Origin of the sequence: Furfurilactobacillus rossiae DSM 15814 (genome assembly GCF_000428925.1) — a bacterium.
GTDB lineage: Bacteria > Bacillota > Bacilli > Lactobacillales > Lactobacillaceae > Furfurilactobacillus > Furfurilactobacillus rossiae.
This window is the reverse complement of the sequence record NZ_AUAW01000009.1, coordinates 29,357-50,169: the sequence shown is the minus strand read 5'-3', so window position 1 is coordinate 50,169 and position 20,813 is coordinate 29,357. Positions and strand designations below refer to the sequence as shown.

Here is a 20,813-nt window from a genome sequence, read left to right as displayed (position 1 = left end):
AACTGTCAGCGTAAATTTATTTCACAACTAATTTCATTAAACGAACCCCTAGCGGTTGAAAAATGTAAGCGTATCAACTACCATAATAGCTGTAATAGTGTTGCTCTTCACAATTGTGGAACATCGTTGACATAATGGGATTGTGCCCATAATGATAATGATTTTCACAATAAAACATAACAAGGAAGGTTTATCATGGCAGATCAAAAAGCACAAATTGGTGTTGTTGGTTTAGCAGTTATGGGTAAGAACTTGGCCCTAAACATTGAAAGTCGCGGTTTCACTGTAGGTGTATACAACCGTTCACGTTCAAAGACCGATGACATGATGAAGGACCACGGCGACAAAAAGTTAGTTCCTAGTTATACGATTGAAGATTTCGTTAAGTCTCTTGAAACACCTCGTCGGATTTTGATGATGGTTAAAGCTGGTGCCCCAACGGACGCCGTTATCCAAGAATTATTACCATTGCTCGACAAGGGTGATGTTTTAATCGATGGTGGGAACACTAACTTCCACGACACCATGGCTCGTAACGCTGAACTGGACAAGTCCGGGATCAACTTTATCGGCATGGGTGTATCCGGTGGTGAATTAGGTGCCCTTCAGGGTCCTTCACTAATGCCTGGTGGCCAAAAAGCCGCTTATGACTTAGTTGCCCCAATTCTTGAACAGATTGCTGCCAAGGCACCTCAAGATGGCAAACCATGTGTAGCGTACATCGGCCCTAACGGTGCTGGTCACTACGTTAAGATGGTCCACAACGGTATCGAATATGGTGATGAAGAGCTGATCGACGAAAGCTACAACATCATGCGTAACGTTGCCGGCATTTCTGTTGATGAAATGGCTGACATCTTTAAAGAATGGAACAAGGGTGAATTGGACAGTTACTTAATCGAAATCACCGCTGACATCTTGACTCATAAAGATGACTTAGGCGACGACAAGACAAAGCCTATCCTTGACATGATCTTGGACCGTGGTAACAACAAGGGTACTGGTAAGTGGAGTTCAGAAGATGCTTTGAACATCCAAGTACCACAATCTGTTATTACTGAATCCGTTTACGCTCGTTACATCTCAATGATGAAGGACGAACGTGTTAAAGCTTCTAAAGTATTACCAGCAGCTAAGAACCAAGGCAAGGCTGAAATCGGTGACAAGAAAGAATTCATCGAAAAGATTCGTCAAGCTTTGTTCTTCAGTAAGTTGATGAGCTACGCACAAGGTTTCGAACAATTGCGTGTTGCTTCTGAAACTTATGACTGGGACTTACAATTTGGTCAATTAGCACAAATCTGGCGCGCAGGTTGTATCATCCGTGCCGGCTTCCTTCAAAACATCACTGATGCCTTTGACAAGGATCCTAAGCTGACTAACTTGTTGTTCGACGACTACTTCAAGGACATCGCTGCTAAGTACCAAGAATCAGTTCGTGACGTTGTGGCAATGGCCGTTAAGGCTGGGGTTCCAGTTCCTAGCTTCTCAGCTGCCATCACTTACTACGACAGTTTCCGTGCAGAAGTTTTGCCAGCTAACTTGTTGCAAGCACAGCGTGACTACTTCGGTGCTCACACTTACGAACGTACTGACCGTCCTGGTAACTTCCACTACACTTGGTACGAAGAACAATAGACTTCGGATTAAATGTTGTGAGTGATCTATTTGTTTGAATTCATTTAGATTAGACAAAAAATCCTGTTCATAGTTAAGACGTTAAAATCTTAGCTGTGAACAGGATTTTTATTTATTTAAAATTGACCATCAATTATCCTCGAGCTCGTCACTAACAGTCATAGCCGCATGTAAACCAGCATTTCTACCGGAGTAAAATGCATAGCCAACGCAAGTACCTGGCATGTTGGGACCATAAGTATCGCCAACCAGTCCTGTCGCATCATTACCAATTGCATATAGGCCTGCAATCGCTTGACCATTATTATTAAGCACTTCATTATTAGGGTTTACCTGTAAACCACCCATTGTACAGAATGCGCCAACGTTTAAAGAAAAGCCGTAGAAGGGTCCTTCATTGATCGGACGCATGTACTTCGGATCTTTTCCGAACAATGAATCTTGCCCTAACTCACAATCCTGATTGTATTTCGTCATCGTCTGCATTAGTTGTTCAGAGGGAACACCCATCTTTTGTGCCAATTCTTCAATGGTATCTGCTTTGAAAATAAATGGCCTTTCTTCGGCTACAGCCTCATCAATTTCATCCTTCAGTTTTGTCATTTTTTGGCCACGTTTAACATAAACGCCTAAACCCATGAAGTTTCCGGATTTGGCCATTTCGTCAATAACTGCTGTATCAAGGATACTAAACACTTTGTTTTGCGTGTAAAGCGCATTCCCGGCAAATGAAAAGTTATAGACTACGGCCTCATCTACAAAGCGTTCACCATTTTCATTCACCCAAAGCAGTGGTTGTTGCCCTGCGGCTGTGTTCATTTCGGAGCTCATAAACTTAAAGGCAGGGACGCTGGGGTCTTTTAGGTATCCACCAAACAACATAGCAGTTCCTGTTCCGTACTTACGTGCACCAAGGTTCCAAGCCATTTGAAGCCCATCCCCAGTACCTTTGCCAGAACTGACTGTAACTAATCGTGATGTATCATAGTGAGTCATTTTTGACATCATTTCAGCATTATTCAGATAACCACCCGTTGCCAAAATAACGGATGATGTCTTAACAGACTCACTGAGATTATTGGCTAAATTTTTAATGGTCACTCTAGAAATTTTGCCATTTTCCTGATCGATATTAGTCGCGGCAGTAGAAGTCAGAACTTCAACACCAAGCTTCTTTGCCTGAGGAATTAAGGCGTCGTTAATAACGGCATTTCCCATTCCTTTGTATATATGCCATGTGGCCTCGCCATCACCCATTGCTTGGACACCTTCATACTCAACGCCTTGTTCGTTCAACCATTTTACAGTATCGGCACTATCATCTACGTAATTGCGCCAAATTCTGGAATCTGCTCGATACTTTGAATAGGCAACTTCCTCTTTTAAAACATCAGTTCCCGAAACAGTGATTCCTTGCTGCTTTTGTAAGTACGAATCAACGGCAAACAGCCCTTCTGTATAATTACTGCTGCCGCCCGTGTGACGCCCCTTTTCGAGCAGTAAAACACTGGCACCATTTTGTGCAGCGGTCAATGCAGCACTAGTCCCTGCAGCTCCTGTTCCAACAACGACAACATCATAAGCATCTTTTCTTGTAATATTTGGCATGATCAGCCTCCATGGTTGTTTGTTCATTCTTGAGCAATTAGTGCTAAATGATTTATAATGACTTTTTAGCACGCTTGCATTACAACCAAATATTAACTAGTTTTCCCGTAGCATTAAACTGAGGTAATTGTTCGCCAGGTCAACTTTTGGTTCTACTTTAAATTCGGAGGTTTGTTCATGGAAATAGAACGGTTAAAAACTTTTTTAAGCGTTGCACAATATGGCAGTTTTCAAAAGGCTGCGCAGCGGGCGTTTTTATCTCAACGTGCCGTTTCCAAACGAATCACCGCAATAGAACAGGAACTTGGTGTCACTTTATTTGACCGTGGTCGTAACCGAATAACACTAACCTCTGAAGGTCGTTTATTCTTGTCTTCTGCGCAGGATATTGTTAATAGCTATACAAATACGGTCGCCGAAATTCAACAGGTTAAGCAGTCTAGTCCTGAAGTATTGCGAGTGGGTTATTTTTCCGCCTTTGAACAACAGTTATTGCAAAATGCAATCTTTAAGATGCTTCAAGACAATCCACGAATGCAGGTGATTATCAAAGAAGGTAGTAATGAACACCTGACCCGCATGGTTAAAAATGGTGATCTTGACCTTGCTCTCTCCATTAATTATGGGCAACCGTCAGTGAAATCTACTGCTCAATTACAGACTAAAGCTATCTTTTCTGAAACTATGGTTATGGGTGTTAGTACTCTCAATCCCCTCAGTAAACAGACTGTTCTCGCTTCTGCGGATATAAAGGACGTCCCGATTCTGTATTATAGTTCTGAGAGCTCTACTTTTTTGTTGGAAAGTTTCTTGGCCAGCTTTCCGTTTATCCAAGATTATGAACAAATTCGTCGTGTCGCCAGTGTTGAACAGATGAACATCTTAGTAGCTTTAAACAAAGCGTTCGCTTTTTATCCTGAAGGACTTATCCCTTCAACCTTAAAGAACGACCACATTCGTTTTCTACCTTTTGCTGATAAATCAACGCAATCTTACACGATCGACGCCGTGTATAAGAATGTTCGCCTGTCTCATACACTAAAGCGGCTACTAACCGAACTATGCAACTGATTTATGGTCAGTTATGTGCTTGTGTTTGACACAGAGATGTTCAAATGGACATTTACCCTACTACTTCGCATTTGCTCAAAAACATGGTAAACTATCATTACACTGATAGTTAAATGTAACATGTTCGTCAAAACCCCGAAGAGCTGGCACTCTTCGGGGTTTTTTTTTCGAATAATATGTACTTAAACGGACGGGTTAGATTAGTAGTCGATTACCACTTATCATTTCGATCCAACCACTGCTTAAATAAGATAAGCAGCACGCCGACAACAAGCGGGCCCACTATAATAGTCAAAAACATTTGTAACATATTCGTCCTCCTCTCACCGTTTTTATGCGATGAGCCGGAATCGACTACAATAGAGATTTTACAGGAATGTTTGACTTAATTGGATTAGAAATACAGGTGAGTTTTGAGCAGAATGATTTTATTTTTCTCGATGACATACTTAGGTTAACTTTAAGTGCAAGATTGGAAATGGACGTCCCTGATTATCCTCAGCATCACGGTTCGCAATGTGAAACCCATTATGTTGATAAAAGGCTAATGCATCAGGATTTTGTTCGTTAACATCCACTGTTTGAATGTGGTTCTCATTGATCAGACGTTCCAAAATTTGACTTCCGTAGCCCTGATGCAGACAACGAACGTCCAGGAACAGCATTTCAAGTTTATAATTCTTAGTGCCAGAAAAACCGATTAGTTCTTCGCCATGAAACCATGTCAATAAATTGACTGCATCAAAGTACACTGGCAACATTCGTTGAATCTGGTCAATATCTGTTGCCTTCAAAAATTTATGCGTTGTTACAACCGTTTCACGCCATAGTATGGTTAGTGCATCATAGTCTTCTGACCTGGCATGATGGGAAATAATAGACATTTTGTTTCTCCATTCGATTCTATTTAACGTTACTAAAATAACCGTTTGGAAATTACTGTGCAACTTGTAATTTCCAAACGGTCATTTTCTTTATCCTTCAAGTCCACTTTAGAAACGTTTGCTACGCCCCAACACTGTCTTAATGGCATTCAACAACTTATAACGCCATGGAATCAACACTTTGGAGAATTCGCCGATCATTTCGTCGGTGTAGCCATTAAAGCCTTGTTTGAATTCAAACACACCGTCACTACCATCGAAAAGTCCGGCAACACCCAAGAAGTTGTACGTCGGAATCTTTTGGTCAACAGCGGCCTTCATCATGGCATCTTGCAACATGAATGGGCCTTTAAAAGTTTTGAATTCTTCGTTCGTGTAACTAAATACGTAATCGATTTCTTGTGGCTGAATCACAAACATCGCACCGGCAACGTTAAACTTAGCAGGATACCGTTTTTGAAGGTCTTTTGCGACATCGATTTTCTTTTGATGGTTAGCCTTTTGGCGTTCAAGATCATCGATTTTGTTCTGTTCATAGCCCTTGTTTTTCGCCTTAAGTGCCGCGATTTTATCATCAGTTGACTTAATCTTTTGTTGATAAGAATCAATGTATTCATTCGAGTCGATTTCAGCTACAACAAAGCGAATTTTATCACCAAACTCACGGTACACGTTTTGGTAGTAATCAAGTGACTTATCTGGGAAATGTAGCCGTTCGGCAGTCATTGCTGTATCCTTCTTGAATTCTGGCAATTCATCGAAGGAAATGTCCCTTAATTTAACACCAAATTCTTTGGCTTTTTTGATGTTATAACGTGCTTTCTTATCGAAACTCTTTTCAAGCGTTTGTTCCGTCATGTCACGGACATCTTTTTTGTATTCATAGTGCGTAACATGCGTTGCTTCGTCATAACCCGCAGCGTGATAGTCTTGGTAGTCGTAACCAAGCTCTTTAAACAATGCTGGCAAAGTTTCAAAGTGACTCGCAGTAAGTTCACCCGCGTCGTTGTACGTTTTAACTGGTAAGTTGGGAATTAGACGCAAGAACATCCCGTTTTGTTTACGAACGTATTCTTCGACTGCTTCAACAAACGCAGACAAGTTAGCTTTTGTTTCAGAACCTGGCATAAACAACGGTCCACCATAGATATCAAACCGATAACCAAAGTGAATCTTCATGCCGACCAATAATCCGGCCACAATGATCTTATCGCCGTCGACAAGACCCATGTAAGTCGCTTTGTGCCCTTCTTTCAACATCAGGTTACCCTGTTCTACAGATTGATAAAACGAGCCGTAAGGGCACTTTTCTTCAAACGCACCAAATTCTTCAGCTGATAATTCCCGAACTTTTTGCACCATTTTCACACCATTCCATTTTTTTGACACTAAAAAGGCATCGACCATCGATGCCTGTGAAGGAGAGTAAAGGATTTGAACCTCTGCGTCATTGCTGACCTCACAACCGAAATCGTGTCCCTTCAACCAGACTTGGGTAACTCTCCATTTTTAAAACTGTTAAATTATGCAACTATATGAGTCCACGTCAACAACACAGGCTTGTCATCAACCGGAACTCACAAAGGAGAGTAAAGGATTTGAACCTCTGCGTCATTACTGACCTCACAACCGAAATTGTGTCCCTTCAACCAGACTTGGGTAACTCTCCATAAAAAAAGCATTTTCACAAATTGCTAACATTGTGATTATAAATCCTTTAGCAATTGCTACATGAACCGCCAGTAAAAAATATAACCCTGTTCTAGAAGAGATTCAAGGTTATTTATGCAAACGTTGGTCATATGGCACAGCCTTTGCAAAAACGCAATTATTATATACTTAACTTAAGGTATATTAACCACTAAGTTGTTTACGCTGCTAGGTTTTATAAGCAATGTTTACCTTAAGTTGAACGACTTTTATCATTTCAAAACTACAACCATGATGGTGCTTCTTTAAGGTATTTCTCAACATTTTTCATACTTTCCAGATGCTGCGCTAAAACGTCTGGTTTTTCGTTGAACCAGGGGTGCTTAATAAGAAAGTCACGCTCCTTCTGTGAAAAACGAAATCTAATTTGCTTAGCTGGCACTCCCCCAACTATTTCATATGGCTTAACATCCTCAGTAACCACGGCGCCTGCAGCAAGGATTGCGCCGTCGCCAACCGTCACGCCGTTAAGTATATTCACGCTGTTGCCAATCCAAACGTCATTACCAATTTTTACACTAATAAACTCCTTTTCATCAACATATTTAATATCGTCAAAGAGCTGTTTTCTGGCGTAGGTAAAACCCGCCTGAGCCTTCATTGAATAAAAAGCCGGATGCGTAGAAACAAATGTTCTGGCAGGATGACTGCCTAAAACTACTGTAACGTGATCTCCAATTGAGCTATAGCGACCAATTGACACGTCGATAAACCTTGTATGACTGCCAATAAATGTGCCATAACCAATTGTTGAATTTGCAATCACATTGTTGTCATCAATACTGTTTTTCCCTTCAAACACTGTATTTCGAGAAACAACATTGTGTTTACCACTGATTAAAAGTCCCTTACGTTGAAGCTCCCATAAATTCACACGTCTTGCGAACCACTTTACAAACTTCATGTAACCCCCCTAATGACCAATTATTCGTTTTAGTAATCGTACAAACCGATAAGTGATTGGTTTAACCACTCGGGTATAAGTCCCCAGCACTTCATAAGTATTGCCAATAAAGGATTGTTTAAATCTTAGAACACCATCCTGACCGCTGAAATCCCCAGCTACACCATAAAAATTATACTGTGGGATATGCCGTTCCACAGCCAGCTTCATCATGTAATCCTGAATTAAGTATGGTCCAAAGAAATCCCGAAATTCATCATTCATGAAACTAAATAGGTAAGTAATTTCCTGTGGTTGAACACTAAACATCGATCCAGCCAATACCGGTTTTTGACCGAAGCGCGTAATTAACTTATTAGCGCGGACAATTCTTTTTTTATGATGTTGAATCTGATCTTCCAGTTCTCGTGCCTGTGCAGCACGATGTTTGCTCAAGTGCTGTTCACTTTTTTCGACAAGTTGTTGTCTTCGGTCAGCTAATGTTTTGACCTCATTTTCTTGCAGAATTACATATTGTTTTAAATCTAGCTCGGCAAAAAGAAATTTGTCGTCATCTTTAAATGCTTTAAAAGACTTCTGATAATAATCTAACGGTTTATCTTTAAATCCACGGCGTTCAGCTGTTGCCGTTGTATATTTATGGAATTCTTCTAACTCTGCATATGGAATTTTCCGAATTGTTACACCAAATTCCTTAGCTTTTTTGACTGAATATTGAGCATCTTTTGAGTAAGATTTCTCCAGTGTCGCAGCATTTAATCCATTAAGCCTTTTTATGAACTCGTAGCTCAACGCAACTTTTGAATAATGACCATTCTCAACCTTCTGCGGTTCATTATATTGGAACTCAGCCAATTCAAGATTATTTTTTGCTGCTTGGTTCATCGTTTCCAGTACATTACCATGATCATCAAACTTTGCCTGATGTAAATTGGGAATCCAGCGCAAGATCAGACCACCATGTTGACGACAAAACTTTGCCATCTCATCTGCAAAAGTCTTTACAACCGCTTGATCGTTATAATTCATAACTGGTCCACCAGTCACTTCGTACAAACGACCAATGTGCAACTTTCTGCTACCCAAAACAGCCGCCGCAATAATTTGATTATTGTCGTTACGAAGAGCGACTAGTTTTGCATCCCAATTGCGTTCATTTAAAACGTGGTACTGATTTACTGTTTGTAAAAAAATTCCTAACGGATGATTTTTCTCGAATTCGTTATATTCACTTTCAGAAATCTCCCCAAATTTCATAAACTCTCCCTGAATTGATACATTTTTTAATCTTCGTCAATAAACAATGTCACTGGAACTCCGTATGCTTTATGTAATTTGGAGATTTCAGATGACGTCCAATCAGACTTACCATTTAACTTTCTATTTACGCTGCTAACGTCTTTATGCAAAACTTCAGCCATTTGACGTTGTGATATTTTTCTAGCTGCTAGCCAGCCACGTAAAGGATAAATTGGCATAAGAGGGCCGTCCTTTTTTATTATACGTAATATAATTATTAACAATAAGAAATATACTGCTGTTCCACTAAAGATTCAAGAATGTTTTTCAAAACAAATGACCTTTACGCGCAATTATTGCTAAAATTGCAATTAGCATAGTGTTGGAGGGTCATTTATGAGAATAGAAATAAATTCCATGCAAGATTTCTTAAAATATCATCGTCAACAGCACAGATTAACTCTGTCACAAGTAACTGATCTATTACATGCCCAATATGGTGTTAAAATTAGCATCGCTTCATTAGCTCGATTCGAAGACTCTTCAAAAGAACTTACGATTCCGGCCAAAACGTTCATCGCATTATGTGACATTTATCAATTAGATTTAGACAGTGTCGCAACTTCTTGGTTGGCAACTTTCAAAAATTAGCAATTACCCAGACTTTATCAGTTGTGCGATGCATACCTCACAATCGTCAAAGTAGGCTTATAATTTAGTAAATAAAAACGCTACTAGTTTTATGAAAGCAGGCTAACCATACAAACTATGATTAATAATCTCGCATCACAGAAACTAACAAAAACAACGCATGCGCTTGGAACTCGTATTGTGTTAACGGTCATGGGGGAGACAAATGAAAAGGTGCTGGATGACAGTATTGCGCTCATTCAATTGTACGAACAACAGTTAACCGTTAACGCCCCTGTTTCCGAAGTTATGGCAGTCAACAACGCGTCCGGCAAACAAGCTGTGCAAGTGTCTCCAAGTACGTTTGCGCTCATCAAAGCCGCCGTTGAGCAGAGCCACCAACATTTTGGCTTCAACGCTTTAATTGGACCACTCGTTAAACTTTGGAAGATTGGCTTTGCTGGGGCAAATGTTCCCAATGAATCGGATATTTCCAAACGGCTGGCAATGTCTAATGCAGCGAACGTCATTCTAAATGACGCCGATCAGAGTGTTTACCTCACCGAGCCAGGGATGGAACTGGATCTAGGCGGAATTGCCAAAGGCTACATTGCTGATCGAATTCGCGATTTATGGCGTGCCAATGGCGTGCAAGCAGGCATCATCAATCTAGGCGGAAACATTGAATTTGTCGGTACTTCGCCTAAACGCGATAATGGTCAATGGCTAGTTGGTGTTCAGGCTCCAACAAAAGCTCGTGGTGAAGATCTTCTGACTGTGCTGATGCCAGCTGGTTCCGCCGTCACGTCAGGCACCTATGAACGTGTCTTAGTTAAGGACGGTCATCGTTATCACCACTTGTTGAGTCCTGAAACCGGTCATCCCCTGCAAACACACGTCAGCGGTGTCACCATTTTTGCCCGTGACTCAATCACATGTGAAATAGAAACAAAGCGGCTTTTCTTCGCCGGTAAACCAATTCCAGGTTGGGGAGAAGACCGCGACGATATTTACGGAGCAGCTTTCGTTTACGATGATGACACTGTTGATCTTGTAATCGTTCATCATCGTTTAAAGTTAATTGAGTAACAAAAGATAATAATAGCGGCAACATTCACATGATTACTTCACGTGAATGTTGCCGCTATTTGAGTTCTATTTAATTTGCCGCTTCAGCATCCGCCGCCAGCACTTTAGTTAGTGTTGCTTTCAGCGTTTTCTTCATCTCGTCAAGTTCTTCAGGCGATGGCCGGTTGTCGTCACTGAACATAACGTTACGATCTAGCCACCAAACTGGCCCCGGTGTTGTCGTATCGCCTTCTCGACGAGGGAATAGGTGCCAGTGAACATGGGTATCGCCATTTCCTAATAACTCATAGTTCATTTTTTCAGCATGGAAAGCATCGTAAACAGCCTCCGCTACCAAACTCATCTCGTGCAGAAATTGTTCTTTAAAATCGCGTGGCAAAAAGTGTAATTCTGTCTCATGTTGTTTGCACAGAAACAAGGTGTATCCCTTAAAGTGCTGATTGTCGCCAATTACCACATACCCCGTTGACAATTCAGCAACAAAATAGGGATTAGTCCCATCCTTAATCATTTGAATTCGTCTGCAAATTTCACAGTTATCGTGCATCATTTCATCCACCCTCTATATAATGTCGATTCTCTCCCCATGAGACTCGCAGTTATGCCATCAATTACTTTCTCAATCAGTAAATTATCACATTTTCAAATACTAGGCGAGCTCAAACTAATTTCTTATTCAATTATTAAAATTAAATGAATTAAGCTAAAATTGGACAAATTCTGATCATTAATATAGTATTCAATACTATATTAATTAATTCGATATTGTTTCAAATACGACTAAGAAGGTAAATTCTTGATGACAGAAGAAAAAATTGCTTTGCTCGTAGATTCGGCCTCGGATGTGCCTGAGCATATTTTTACACAGTATGAAAACATCGTCGCTGTACCAATGCAGTTAATGATCGATGGCAAAACATATTCCGACCGTGAAACAATTGAGCCTGATGACTTTTATCGTCTACAATCCGCGGCTAAAGAACTTCCTAAAACTGCCAGTCCCGTGATGGGAGATGTCATTAATCGCCTTGCAGAACTAAAAAAACGCGGTTTTACCCATGTCATCGGAATTACCATATCTGGTGCACTGTCGGTAACCAACAGTCTCTTCAAACAGGTCGCGGAAACACAGGACAGTGTAAGAATGGTGGTTATTGATACTAAAAACATTGGTGTTGGTAGTGGTCTGTTTGCCAACTACGCAGAATCACTGATTGACCAACAATTGCCATTTGACACGATCATCGACAAGCTCAATGCTTCTGTGCCAAAAAGCTCTGTCTACATTTACATTCCAACATTAAAATATCTAAGGGCTGGTGGTCGAATCGGCCGTGTTGCCGGATTCTTTGGTGCGGCACTTAACATTAAACCAATTATTACTTGTGATTCAGATGGCGTTTATACAGCTATTGCCAAAGCACGCACAGAAAAGAAGGCTGTCCAGAAAATGGTCGAACTGGCTACTCAAAAAATTGCAACCAACAAAAACGCCCGTGTTGCCGTAGCTCAAGGTCTCAATGAACCGCTATTAAAACAGGTAACAGGGGATTTACAAAACCGCTTTCCATCACTTAATATTGAAACAGGAAACATTTCCCCTGCCCTTGGCGTTCATACTGGTCCCGGACTTGTCGGTATTGCGGTACAGGTGGGTTAATGTCAGAAAGGACACCCCATTAATATGTCAAAGCCACTGAATCAATCATTCGAAAATAATAATTTGATGATTCTGCCACATTGGTCAGACCTGCCTGGATTCGACCTTCATCTTGACCAGCTGATTGAACTCACAAATGGGTATTTAAGGCCCATTACTGGTGATATAGTGACTAAAACAATGATGCATAATTACTTTAAGGCCGACGTTTTAGTCGCACCCGACAAAAAAAGCTATCATAAGATTCATTTGGCAGGTGCTATCATTGTTGGTCTCTTAAAAAACATTTTTTCGCTCGAAGAGCTTAGAGTTGCCCTTCAATACATCATCGACAATGAGTCACCGCAAAAAAGTTACGATCACTTCATAACACTGTTTAATCAAGAAGCTGCTAACGACTCTTTCAAACATTTTCGTCTGGCCGAACAGCAACAGCAAGAAATGTCTGCGGCAGAGGTTATTCGTTATGACGCACTGGAAGCCTTTCTATTTTGGCTTTCCGCTAAAAAGGCTCTGCATCGTGTAATTGATGCTAATCAACAATAAAAAAACTGATTTTCTTCTGTGCTCACGCGAGTTAACGTGTAAGTCATCAAGAAAATCATTTTTTTATTTATATTTCAATCGGTCGACTGGCATCTAACGCGTAAAGAATTTTGTGCGTTACAGGTAATCCAGTCATGTTTGTCAGCGCAGCGGCGTAAAGGTTCAGTTGACCTCGGTAACGCTCAACTAACTTTTTGAGCCCCTCATCCTGATGCGCAGGGTCAATATAATCAGTCTTGTAATCAAATAACGTGACCTCGTCATCCTTGATATAATAACCATCGATAATTCCGTGAATGAGCACTTGCTCTGCCTTCGTCTCATCTTCTGGCTGATGAATGCCCTGATATAACTGATAAGCAGGTATTAGCAAAGAAAAGGCCGCTTCACGATGAACCTCATTCGCATGTTCAATCACTTGCTTGCCTAAATCACTGTGAAAGAAGCTTTCAATCTGCGACAAGTTGATTTTCAAAGCCACCGCATCAGTCAACACATGATCTTTAACCAGTTGATTAACAAGATTCTGCAAGTCTTCGGGGCTTGGTTGACCAGCGCTTATGTCTACTTCCTGCAGAACTAGATGGGTCGCCGTTCCAATCTCAGTAGGTTTCGGCGCCGCGACCGTTTGCATAAACTGTGGTGTTCTCAATTCGTTGTTAGTGACACGTGACCGTGCCTTGTCTTGATCGTCTATTTCCAAAGTACCGAACTGATTCTGATCGGGTTCCTCGAACAATCGCTTCAATTCTGAGACAGATTGGTAAGCAGTCGTTTTCGTTGCGGCTTCGTTTGCATAACTAAAAGACAATACCTGCTCTAACGCATCAACGTTAAGGTCGCCAAACTTGGTTTGTTTGGCCGTTTCACGTAATTCATCTAAGTAGGTTTGTTGTTCGGCATCCGCGACTTGTAAAATGCCGGCGGCCTCTAAATCAGCCTTCGTTTTTAAGACAAGTTCGAAGCTGTCCGCTCGCGTTTCGTTCACAACCTCAGACGACAACGGAATCACAAAATCATCCACTCCTAATTGTTTGGCCACTGACGGCAAACGTAAAAGGGCCATCCCAATCCAATCCATGAAGTTCTTAGTTTCCGATCTTAATGTCGTGTTTAATGTTAAGGCCGCATTGTTAGCGGATTTTTGCCAATGCTTTAATAGGTCATCCTGATCTTTATATGTGCCAACCACGAACAAACGTTGTTGTGCTCGTGTTAGAGCAACGTATAGCACCCGCATTTCCTCAGATAAAGTCTTTTTGAGTGACTCGCTGGCAACCAATTTTTTCTGCAGTGTATCTATCTTCAAATGACGACTTTGATCGTACCACGTGATTCCAATGCCAAGATGGTCGTCCAACACCACCGCACTCCGCTGGTCCGATAGATTGAAGCCGTGGGACGCGTCCATGACAAATACCACTGGAAACTCTAACCCCTTGCTACCATGGATTGTCATTACTGAAACTGCGTTGTCATTGCTTGCCGTATTAACCTCAGCCAAATCCTTATCGCGTTTTTGCATTTCCGTAATGAAGTGAACAAACTGGAAAACACCCTTAAAGCTGCTGTTTTCGTAATCAGCTGCCCGTGCGTATAGCGCGTGTAAGTTACTTGCCCGTTGTTGTCCACCTGGCATTCCAGCCACATAGTCAAGGAAGCCAGTATCTTGATAGATGGTCCAGATTAATGTTACCAACTGGTTCTGACGAGCAATATCTCTAAAGTGATCTAACTGCTTTAAAAAGCGGTGCAAACGTTCGTGGACACGCTGACCGAAATCACCAATCTTATCAGGTTCTGATTGGACACGTTGTTCAAAATCCAGCAGAGCTTGGTAGTAATCACTTGTTTTATTTTGAATGCGTAGGTAGGCTAATTCATTTTCATTTAAACCGACAATCGGAGAACGCAAAACAGCTGCTAACGGAATGTCCTGGTAAGGGTTATCAATAATTCGTAAAAGTGCCATCATAATTTGAATTTCAGTTGTTTGAAAATAATTCGCTGTATCGCGGACTTCTATGGGAACCCCCAGCTTGGCAAATTGCTCTTGAAGTAACAGGTTGTTGTTACGAGTTGGGACCAGTAATGCGACATCACCATACGTCATGTCCCGATTGGTGCCTTGCTGGCGATCAAAAATTTGTGTCTTTTCGGCTACCATATCACGAATTTTAGCCGCTACCATCACGATTTGACCTTCTGCGCGATCATTAATGGCCAAAGCATCAGTGACATCCTCTTCGTCATCAGCGCTGTCCGTAGAATCATCGTCAGTGCCGCTCTCGTAAATCATAACCTGCGTTTTTGGAACATCCTTCTCCGGATAATCCTTTGGTCCATATTGCAATTCAGCATCCCCGGCATAATTCATTTCGCCAAGGGATTCATCCATTAACTGTGAAAAAATCAAATTTGTAAAAGCATCAACGTTCTTCATCGAACGAAAATTATCAGCCAGAATAATCCGTTCACCATCGCTATTCGGCTTTTGGGCCAATTGATCATGAGTATCAAATGTATTATATTTTTTCAAAAATAACGTTGGATCAGCCAAACGAAAGCGATAAATTGACTGCTTCATATCGCCCACCATGAACATGTTTCCATGACCAGCCGTCTGGTTAGCCACTGATTGCAAAATCGATTCTTGCAGCTCATTGATATCTTGGTATTCATCAACAAGTACTTCATGATACTTTTTCGTAATTTCTTGATGGACACTGTCATCTTGCAAAATTTGATACGCAAAATGTTCTAGGTCACCAAAGTCAACTAAGTGTCGTTGACGTTTTGCAGCTGCAAAGGCTGACATAAACTGCTTTACCACGTCAGCAAGTTGCGCAACTAATTCACTCGCATGCTGGTTAACCTCTTTAATGTCAGCTTCGCTTAAAACAAAGTAACGATCAATTAGCTGTTCTAGGCGCTTTTTTAAACCACCTCGTAACGTTTTTAACTGATCATGAACGCGTTGATCATCGGCTTCTAATTTTCTCAATCCAGGTGCCCGACCAGTGTCAACACTAGCCAATTCATCTCGCAATGAATCCCAGTTTGTCGCCGTTAATTCATCTTGCAACTTTGTAAACCGATCGGTTAAGGGTGCTAGGACTTTCTGCCACTTGGCAATATAGTCATCACTTGAGAAACCAGCAACAATGTTATTAGCCGTTTGAATATCTGCCAAACACTGTTGAATTGCGCTGGCCACACTCGGCTGAATGTATTGCTGTGCTAAATCACTTTCCCAAAGACTACCATCTGATAATTTGTACTGATTGACTAAACTCTTCAGCCACGCATCTGGCTTAGCTTTAGCAGTGGCAAACGTGGCGAGTCTAAAGACTAGGTCCTGTAATCCCTCATCATCACGATCGTTAGAAAAATTACGAGTTAGCTCAGCAAATCGGCCATTATTATCGTTGGCGTATAAGGTTTCACGCAAATCCCCCCAAACATCTTCTTTCAGTAACTGGGCTTCCGTTTCATCGGCCAGCTGACGGAAAACTGGATCAAGTTTAATGACATAATAGTATTTCTGAACCAGTCGCAAACAAAATGCGTCTAGGGTGCTAATATCGGCGCTGCCAAGAAGATTTAACTGATGCAACAACTGACGGCGACGTTTGTTACTGTCGGCATCCTCGCCGTCAGTTTTATTTATTTCACGCCTTAATGTGGTTTGAATACGGTCACGCATTTCTTTAGCTGCTGCATTAGTAAACGTCACCACTAGTAAATTGGTAATATCTGTATCATTACTCTCATCCAACAATTTGGTAATCACACGTTCGACCAATACCCGCGTTTTCCCAGAACCAGCCGAAGCTGAAACTAAAACATTGTGGCCGGCATGATGGATGGCGGCGTCCTGAGCCGGTGTGAAATTTAACTTAGTTGTTGCCATCTCTATCAGCCTCCTGTTGCTTTGGATCAATCCGATGAAGGACATCTGCTGGTGTTAACTTATCCAACACGTGATAGCGGTTTTCGGGTAGCATTGCGTCAAATCGCATAACCGCGGTGTATGGTGAATACTGCAACCCCGTCTGTTTGCGCGCGTTTTGGAATGGATTGAGCTTATCCGATCCGGCGAAAATCTGATTGCCTGCGTTAACAATGAGTTGTTCCTCGTATGACAATAAATCATTCAGTTGTTCAGCAGTAATGACCGTCTTAGCCGTCGCGGACAATGTTTTATCTTTTTTTAGAGCCAGTGGATAAACCTTTGAGTGACCACCATCTGCAATGTCCTGATCTAAATTCGTCAGAATTACAGGATCAGCAACTAGCACACCCTGGTATTTGTGAGCTGACAGCAAGGCATCACTGATAGATGCCAAGTCATTTAGGTCCAAACGCTTACCCTTACCCAGTTTATTTAGCGAAATACCTGCACTTTGAATGTGTAAGTATAAAGCTCCTGCTAACGAGTTTAACTGACTGGGGCTCACTGAATCGGCATCTTGGCGAAGGGCGTCAAGGTACGTCAACATCTGCATTGATAACCCATAATAGGCTTGTTCAAAATCAAATGTACGTCGTCCGGATTTATAATCCACAACACTCAAGTATTCTTTACTGCCAACATTCATCCCATCAACCCGGTCTATTTTCCCACGTACGTTAATGTGGCGATTCCCATGCAGTTTGAATGACAGAGCCGGCATTCCAGAATCCGCCCCAACATGGCCGAACAATACTTCCGTAGCTAATGTTCGCATCGGCGTAATTTGCTGTTGTTGCCCGATAATCGTCGCCATCCGTTTGATGGTTTCAATTAACTGATTGCGAATATATCCCATTCGGTGAGAACTGTTTAAAATGGCAAACTGCGGTTGGTCATTGACCATTGGCATCACTTCACTTACAAGATCATTGATGGCAGATTCACTCAGCTGACTTAAATCTAGTTGCCGACTGACCACTAATTTCATCAGCTGATCCAGCGCCATATGAAAGTACTCTCCAGTGCTAGCGGCAGATAATTCGAATTCATCTCGTTCATTTAAACGTAGCCCAAACTTAAGAAAGTACTCATACTGATTTCTATAGAATGTCTCAAGCTGTGAAATGGAAGTATTTAACTGATCACCATAAAGTCCTTGTACAATATCGGGCCGTAGTGGTTGTGGCGTATTTCGGTAGTCTATTCCCGCTAATAATTGATCCGTTAACGTCTTAACGGAGGACAATCTCAACCAGCGGTACACGAACACCCATGGCTTTGGCAACGGCAATTGGGTCTCTTTGGCTTGATAACTAACCTTAATCAAATTAGTCAGTGCGAATCGTGGCGACCCAATAAACGGTTGCAGTGCACTAGCTTGTTGCGTTGCCACATTTGGAGTGGCGGTGTAAGTAACAACAGGCAACTGAAAGTGGTTCACAATGCTCGTGACGTAGCGTGATGGTTGAAGACCGTTCTCGTCAGTCCCCCCTTGCGGATAAGATAAGATCAGCTGCTGGCAGCCTGTCAGAAATCCCATGTAGTTAATATATGAATCAAACGTCATTCGTGTACCCGCGCTTAACGTTAAAAATTGATTATCTGCGAGTTTAGGGGCTAATCGATCTCGATCACCATCGGTTAAAATACTGCTTTCAGCAACCTGATCTGGCATAACATCATCAGTGGCCCCGATTAAGAAAACAACCTGATAATCATTTAGCTGGACAATTCCCGTTTCTGAAATCGTCACCTGGTCTAAGGTTGCCGGAATTTGCGTATAATTGGTGCCTTCGAATCCATTCAACAGCAACGCAGCAAATTCATCGATATCAAAATCAGCAGTCTCTCCTAACAGACTTACATACTCGTCCAAAATGCCGGTAAATGTATTCCATGCCTGCTCATTGCGGCTTGCGCGATCTAAATCTCCGTTGTCAGTAGCCGTTACCCGCCAGGAATTCAGGCAGTCGATCACCCCATTATCAGCTAAAAACTGATACAAAATTTTGGCTGCCTCGGTGCCATTATTGGCCTTATCTAATTGTTTGAAAAATGGCGGCAAGACGGTCCCAATGAAATGGTGAATAACGTTTATTTGACGTTGAACCTCAACGTCTGCTTCCGTTAGGGTCTCATCATCGACATGTTGTAAACGCCAATACGTCCAATCTTCTTTTTCAACCCAACGAGAGCCCTCAATACCGGTTTTCAATACCCAATTTTCCGTTAGCGACAACGCTTGTCGAAAATCTTTGACTGACATTGCCTGCCCCGATGTACGGGGAATTAACAGCTCCGTTTTTAACAACCGCATCACATCTTGATAACGGTAATAATGGGCACGTACGTCAAATAGAGCACTGATTAATTCAATCAGTGGATGCTTGTCCATCGGTTTGTCTGAATCATCGAAATAAGGAATTTCCATCTGATCAAACACTGGACCAACAAAGTTTTCATACGGTGCTAAATGTCGGCTCAACACTAAAAAGTCACGATAATGATACCGTTCAGGCTGTTGGGCAACCATCGTTCGAATTTGGCGGGCAACTTGGTTGAGTTCGTCCAAACGTGTTTCAGCAGTGAACACACGTAAATTCGTTTGTGCTGAGAGTTGATCAACCGGCAGGCGCTTAGCGGGAACACTGGCGACCCAAAAGTCGTCTAACTTAGCTAATTCAGTGCTTACCCGCAATTTCTTAGCAGTCGTATCTAGCTGAATCTGAACCTGATTTTCACGAGCTAACTGAACTAGTTTCAAATACGTTAATGACGGTTCATAAAATAGGTCACCCAATTCAGGCGTTTGTTTCGGGGCGTGCTGCATAACCAGCGAAACGGTGACCGAAGCAGCCTGTTTCATCATTACGGTGACTAATTGTTGTTCTTGTGCAGAAAAAGTGGCGTATCCGTCTAAATAAATATGGGCGTGTTTAAGTTCATTGCCTTGCACCAAAAAATCAGTTAACTGGTTCACTAGGTCAGCATTATCGACATAATTACCGCTTAAGGTCTCTGTATATGCCTCGTATACAATCGCCAAGTCATGTAGTTTGCCGCCTAAATCTGCCTGTTCACTAGTTTCCAAAGAACCAGCAATATGTTGCAAATCCGCCGCGCTAACCTGACCGACCTTTAACTCAGAAAATTGGCGAACCAACTGATTAATAAAACCGGTTTGGTTAAGTTCACCGGCAAAAACGGTTAATTCAGTCTGGTGTTGCGCAATAATGTGATAAATTAGCATACTTAACCCAGCGTTTGATAAGCGTGGTAGTTGATAAGTCGGCGCGTTTTTCATAAAATACCAAGCTAATCGAGTGAACGAAAATACTTGAATTTGGCCATTCGCATAAAGTGACTGGCTTGTCTTATCCGTGGCTTCTTTCAGCGCATTTAAAACGCCAACCTCAGCATTGAACTTAATGTGGTTAGGCACCAAAACGAAGTATTGATCTTTTGGATGTTCAGCCATGGAGACACGCATTTGCTCAATCATTTCCTGACGATGATCAAATTTGGCCTGACCCAAAATAAAGTTTAATGACACGTTTTTTGCCCCTTTCTTCTGCGGAACTAACTTGTTGTGTCCATTTTACCCGAATCTGATTCTCGGTGAAATAGATAGACAAACATTTGTTCGATTTAAATTTTAATATCAAAAATAGTAAATAATGGTAGCGCTTTCATTAAACATTTGCTATACTTCTAAGTGAGGAAGGAAGTTGGCCTTTAATGAGTTTAGAACACAGTTTGGACTACGCGTCCGAATGGTTGGTGTTAGACATCATGAAGTCACTTCACCGTGAAATGGTATTGTTCTGATAAACATCGTCCAGGGAGCGAACATCCCATTACAATTAGATGCTTAGACGA

The 20,813-nt window shown here is 41.7% G+C and carries 16 protein-coding genes and 2 tRNA genes; 6 read left to right on the top strand and 12 right to left on the bottom strand.

Translation table 11 applies throughout. The features are described from left to right. The first annotated feature begins 195 nt into the window (after positions 1-195). A complete protein-coding gene (gene gndA / locus G400_RS0107195; RefSeq protein ID WP_017260881.1) occupies positions 196-1,638 on the top strand; it encodes an NADP-dependent phosphogluconate dehydrogenase in 1,443 nt (480 codons plus the stop codon). 129 nt (positions 1,639-1,767) lie between these two features. On the opposite strand, the gene G400_RS0107190 is transcribed toward gndA, so the two are convergent. Beyond that, entirely contained in the window at positions 1,768-3,246 is a 1,479-nt protein-coding gene (locus G400_RS0107190; RefSeq protein WP_017260880.1) for an FAD-dependent oxidoreductase, read from the bottom strand. 177 nt (positions 3,247-3,423) lie between these two features. Here G400_RS0107190 and G400_RS0107185 point away from each other — a divergent pair, with 177 nt between their 5' ends. Beyond that, positions 3,424-4,317, top strand: coding sequence for a LysR family transcriptional regulator (locus tag G400_RS0107185; RefSeq protein ID WP_017260879.1), 894 nt, complete (start codon positions 3,424-3,426; stop codon positions 4,315-4,317). Between the two features lie 211 nt (positions 4,318-4,528). Here the strand turns inward: G400_RS0107185 and G400_RS16275 are convergent, their stop codons facing one another. From G400_RS16275 to G400_RS0107145, 8 genes are all read right to left on the bottom strand, one after another. Then, positions 4,529-4,627, bottom strand: a complete 99-nt coding sequence (locus G400_RS16275; protein WP_017260878.1) for a type I toxin-antitoxin system Fst family toxin — start codon at positions 4,625-4,627, stop codon at positions 4,529-4,531. 139 nt (positions 4,628-4,766) lie between these two features. Beyond that, the gene (locus G400_RS0107175) at positions 4,767-5,201 is read right to left on the bottom strand and encodes a GNAT family N-acetyltransferase (protein ID WP_017260877.1); all 435 of its coding nucleotides are present in this window, start codon (positions 5,199-5,201) and stop codon (positions 4,767-4,769) included. 108 nt (positions 5,202-5,309) lie between these two features. Then, positions 5,310-6,563, bottom strand: a complete 1,254-nt coding sequence (locus tag G400_RS16090; protein WP_035143729.1) for a peptidoglycan bridge formation glycyltransferase FemA/FemB family protein — start codon at positions 6,561-6,563, stop codon at positions 5,310-5,312. A gap of 57 nt (positions 6,564-6,620) precedes the next feature. Continuing rightward, a tRNA-OTHER gene (locus G400_RS0107165) sits at positions 6,621-6,706 on the bottom strand. A 78-nt stretch (positions 6,707-6,784) separates the two neighbouring features. Continuing rightward, a tRNA-OTHER gene (locus G400_RS0107160) sits at positions 6,785-6,870 on the bottom strand. Between the two features lie 264 nt (positions 6,871-7,134). Next, the gene (locus G400_RS0107155; RefSeq protein WP_017260875.1) at positions 7,135-7,815 is read right to left on the bottom strand and encodes a CatB-related O-acetyltransferase; all 681 of its coding nucleotides are present in this window, start codon (positions 7,813-7,815) and stop codon (positions 7,135-7,137) included. A 9-nt stretch (positions 7,816-7,824) separates the two neighbouring features. Further along, positions 7,825-9,072 carry a peptidoglycan bridge formation glycyltransferase FemA/FemB family protein gene (locus G400_RS0107150; protein WP_017260874.1) on the bottom strand — a complete coding sequence of 416 codons (1,248 nt, stop codon included), beginning with the start codon at positions 9,070-9,072 and terminating at the stop codon, positions 7,825-7,827. 26 nt (positions 9,073-9,098) lie between these two features. Next, entirely contained in the window at positions 9,099-9,293 is a 195-nt protein-coding gene (locus G400_RS0107145; RefSeq protein WP_017260873.1) for a helix-turn-helix domain-containing protein, read from the bottom strand. Between the two features lie 157 nt (positions 9,294-9,450). Between G400_RS0107145 and G400_RS0107140 the strand changes: the two genes are divergently transcribed. Both G400_RS0107140 and G400_RS0107135 read left to right on the top strand, forming a co-directional pair. Beyond that, entirely contained in the window at positions 9,451-9,705 is a 255-nt protein-coding gene (locus G400_RS0107140; RefSeq protein ID WP_152323472.1) for a hypothetical protein, read from the top strand. Between the two features lie 117 nt (positions 9,706-9,822). After that, positions 9,823-10,773 (top strand): FAD:protein FMN transferase, encoded by a 951-nt coding sequence (locus G400_RS0107135; protein ID WP_017260871.1) that lies wholly within the window; start codon positions 9,823-9,825, stop codon positions 10,771-10,773. A gap of 70 nt (positions 10,774-10,843) precedes the next feature. Here G400_RS0107135 and G400_RS0107130 read toward each other — a convergent pair whose 3' ends face one another. After that, entirely contained in the window at positions 10,844-11,323 is a 480-nt protein-coding gene (locus tag G400_RS0107130) for an HIT family protein (RefSeq protein ID WP_017260870.1), read from the bottom strand. A 249-nt stretch (positions 11,324-11,572) separates the two neighbouring features. On the opposite strand from G400_RS0107130, the gene G400_RS0107125 reads away from it, so the two are divergent. After that, a complete protein-coding gene (locus tag G400_RS0107125) occupies positions 11,573-12,433 on the top strand; it encodes a DegV family protein (protein ID WP_017260869.1) in 861 nt (286 codons plus the stop codon). Between the two features lie 24 nt (positions 12,434-12,457). Further along, positions 12,458-12,979 (top strand): DUF1836 domain-containing protein, encoded by a 522-nt coding sequence (locus G400_RS0107120; protein ID WP_017260868.1) that lies wholly within the window; start codon positions 12,458-12,460, stop codon positions 12,977-12,979. 67 nt (positions 12,980-13,046) lie between these two features. On the opposite strand, the gene addA is transcribed toward G400_RS0107120, so the two are convergent. Continuing rightward, complete coding sequence (addA, locus tag G400_RS0107115) at positions 13,047-16,892, bottom strand: helicase-exonuclease AddAB subunit AddA (RefSeq protein ID WP_017260867.1); 3,846 nt, start codon at positions 16,890-16,892, stop codon at positions 13,047-13,049. Beyond that, on the bottom strand, positions 16,879-20,487 hold the full coding sequence (locus tag G400_RS0107110; protein WP_017260866.1) for a PD-(D/E)XK nuclease family protein: 3,609 nt from the start codon (positions 20,485-20,487) through the stop codon (positions 16,879-16,881). Before G400_RS0107110 ends, addA begins: the two co-directional genes overlap by 14 nt. Positions 20,488-20,813: the final 326 nt, after the last annotated feature.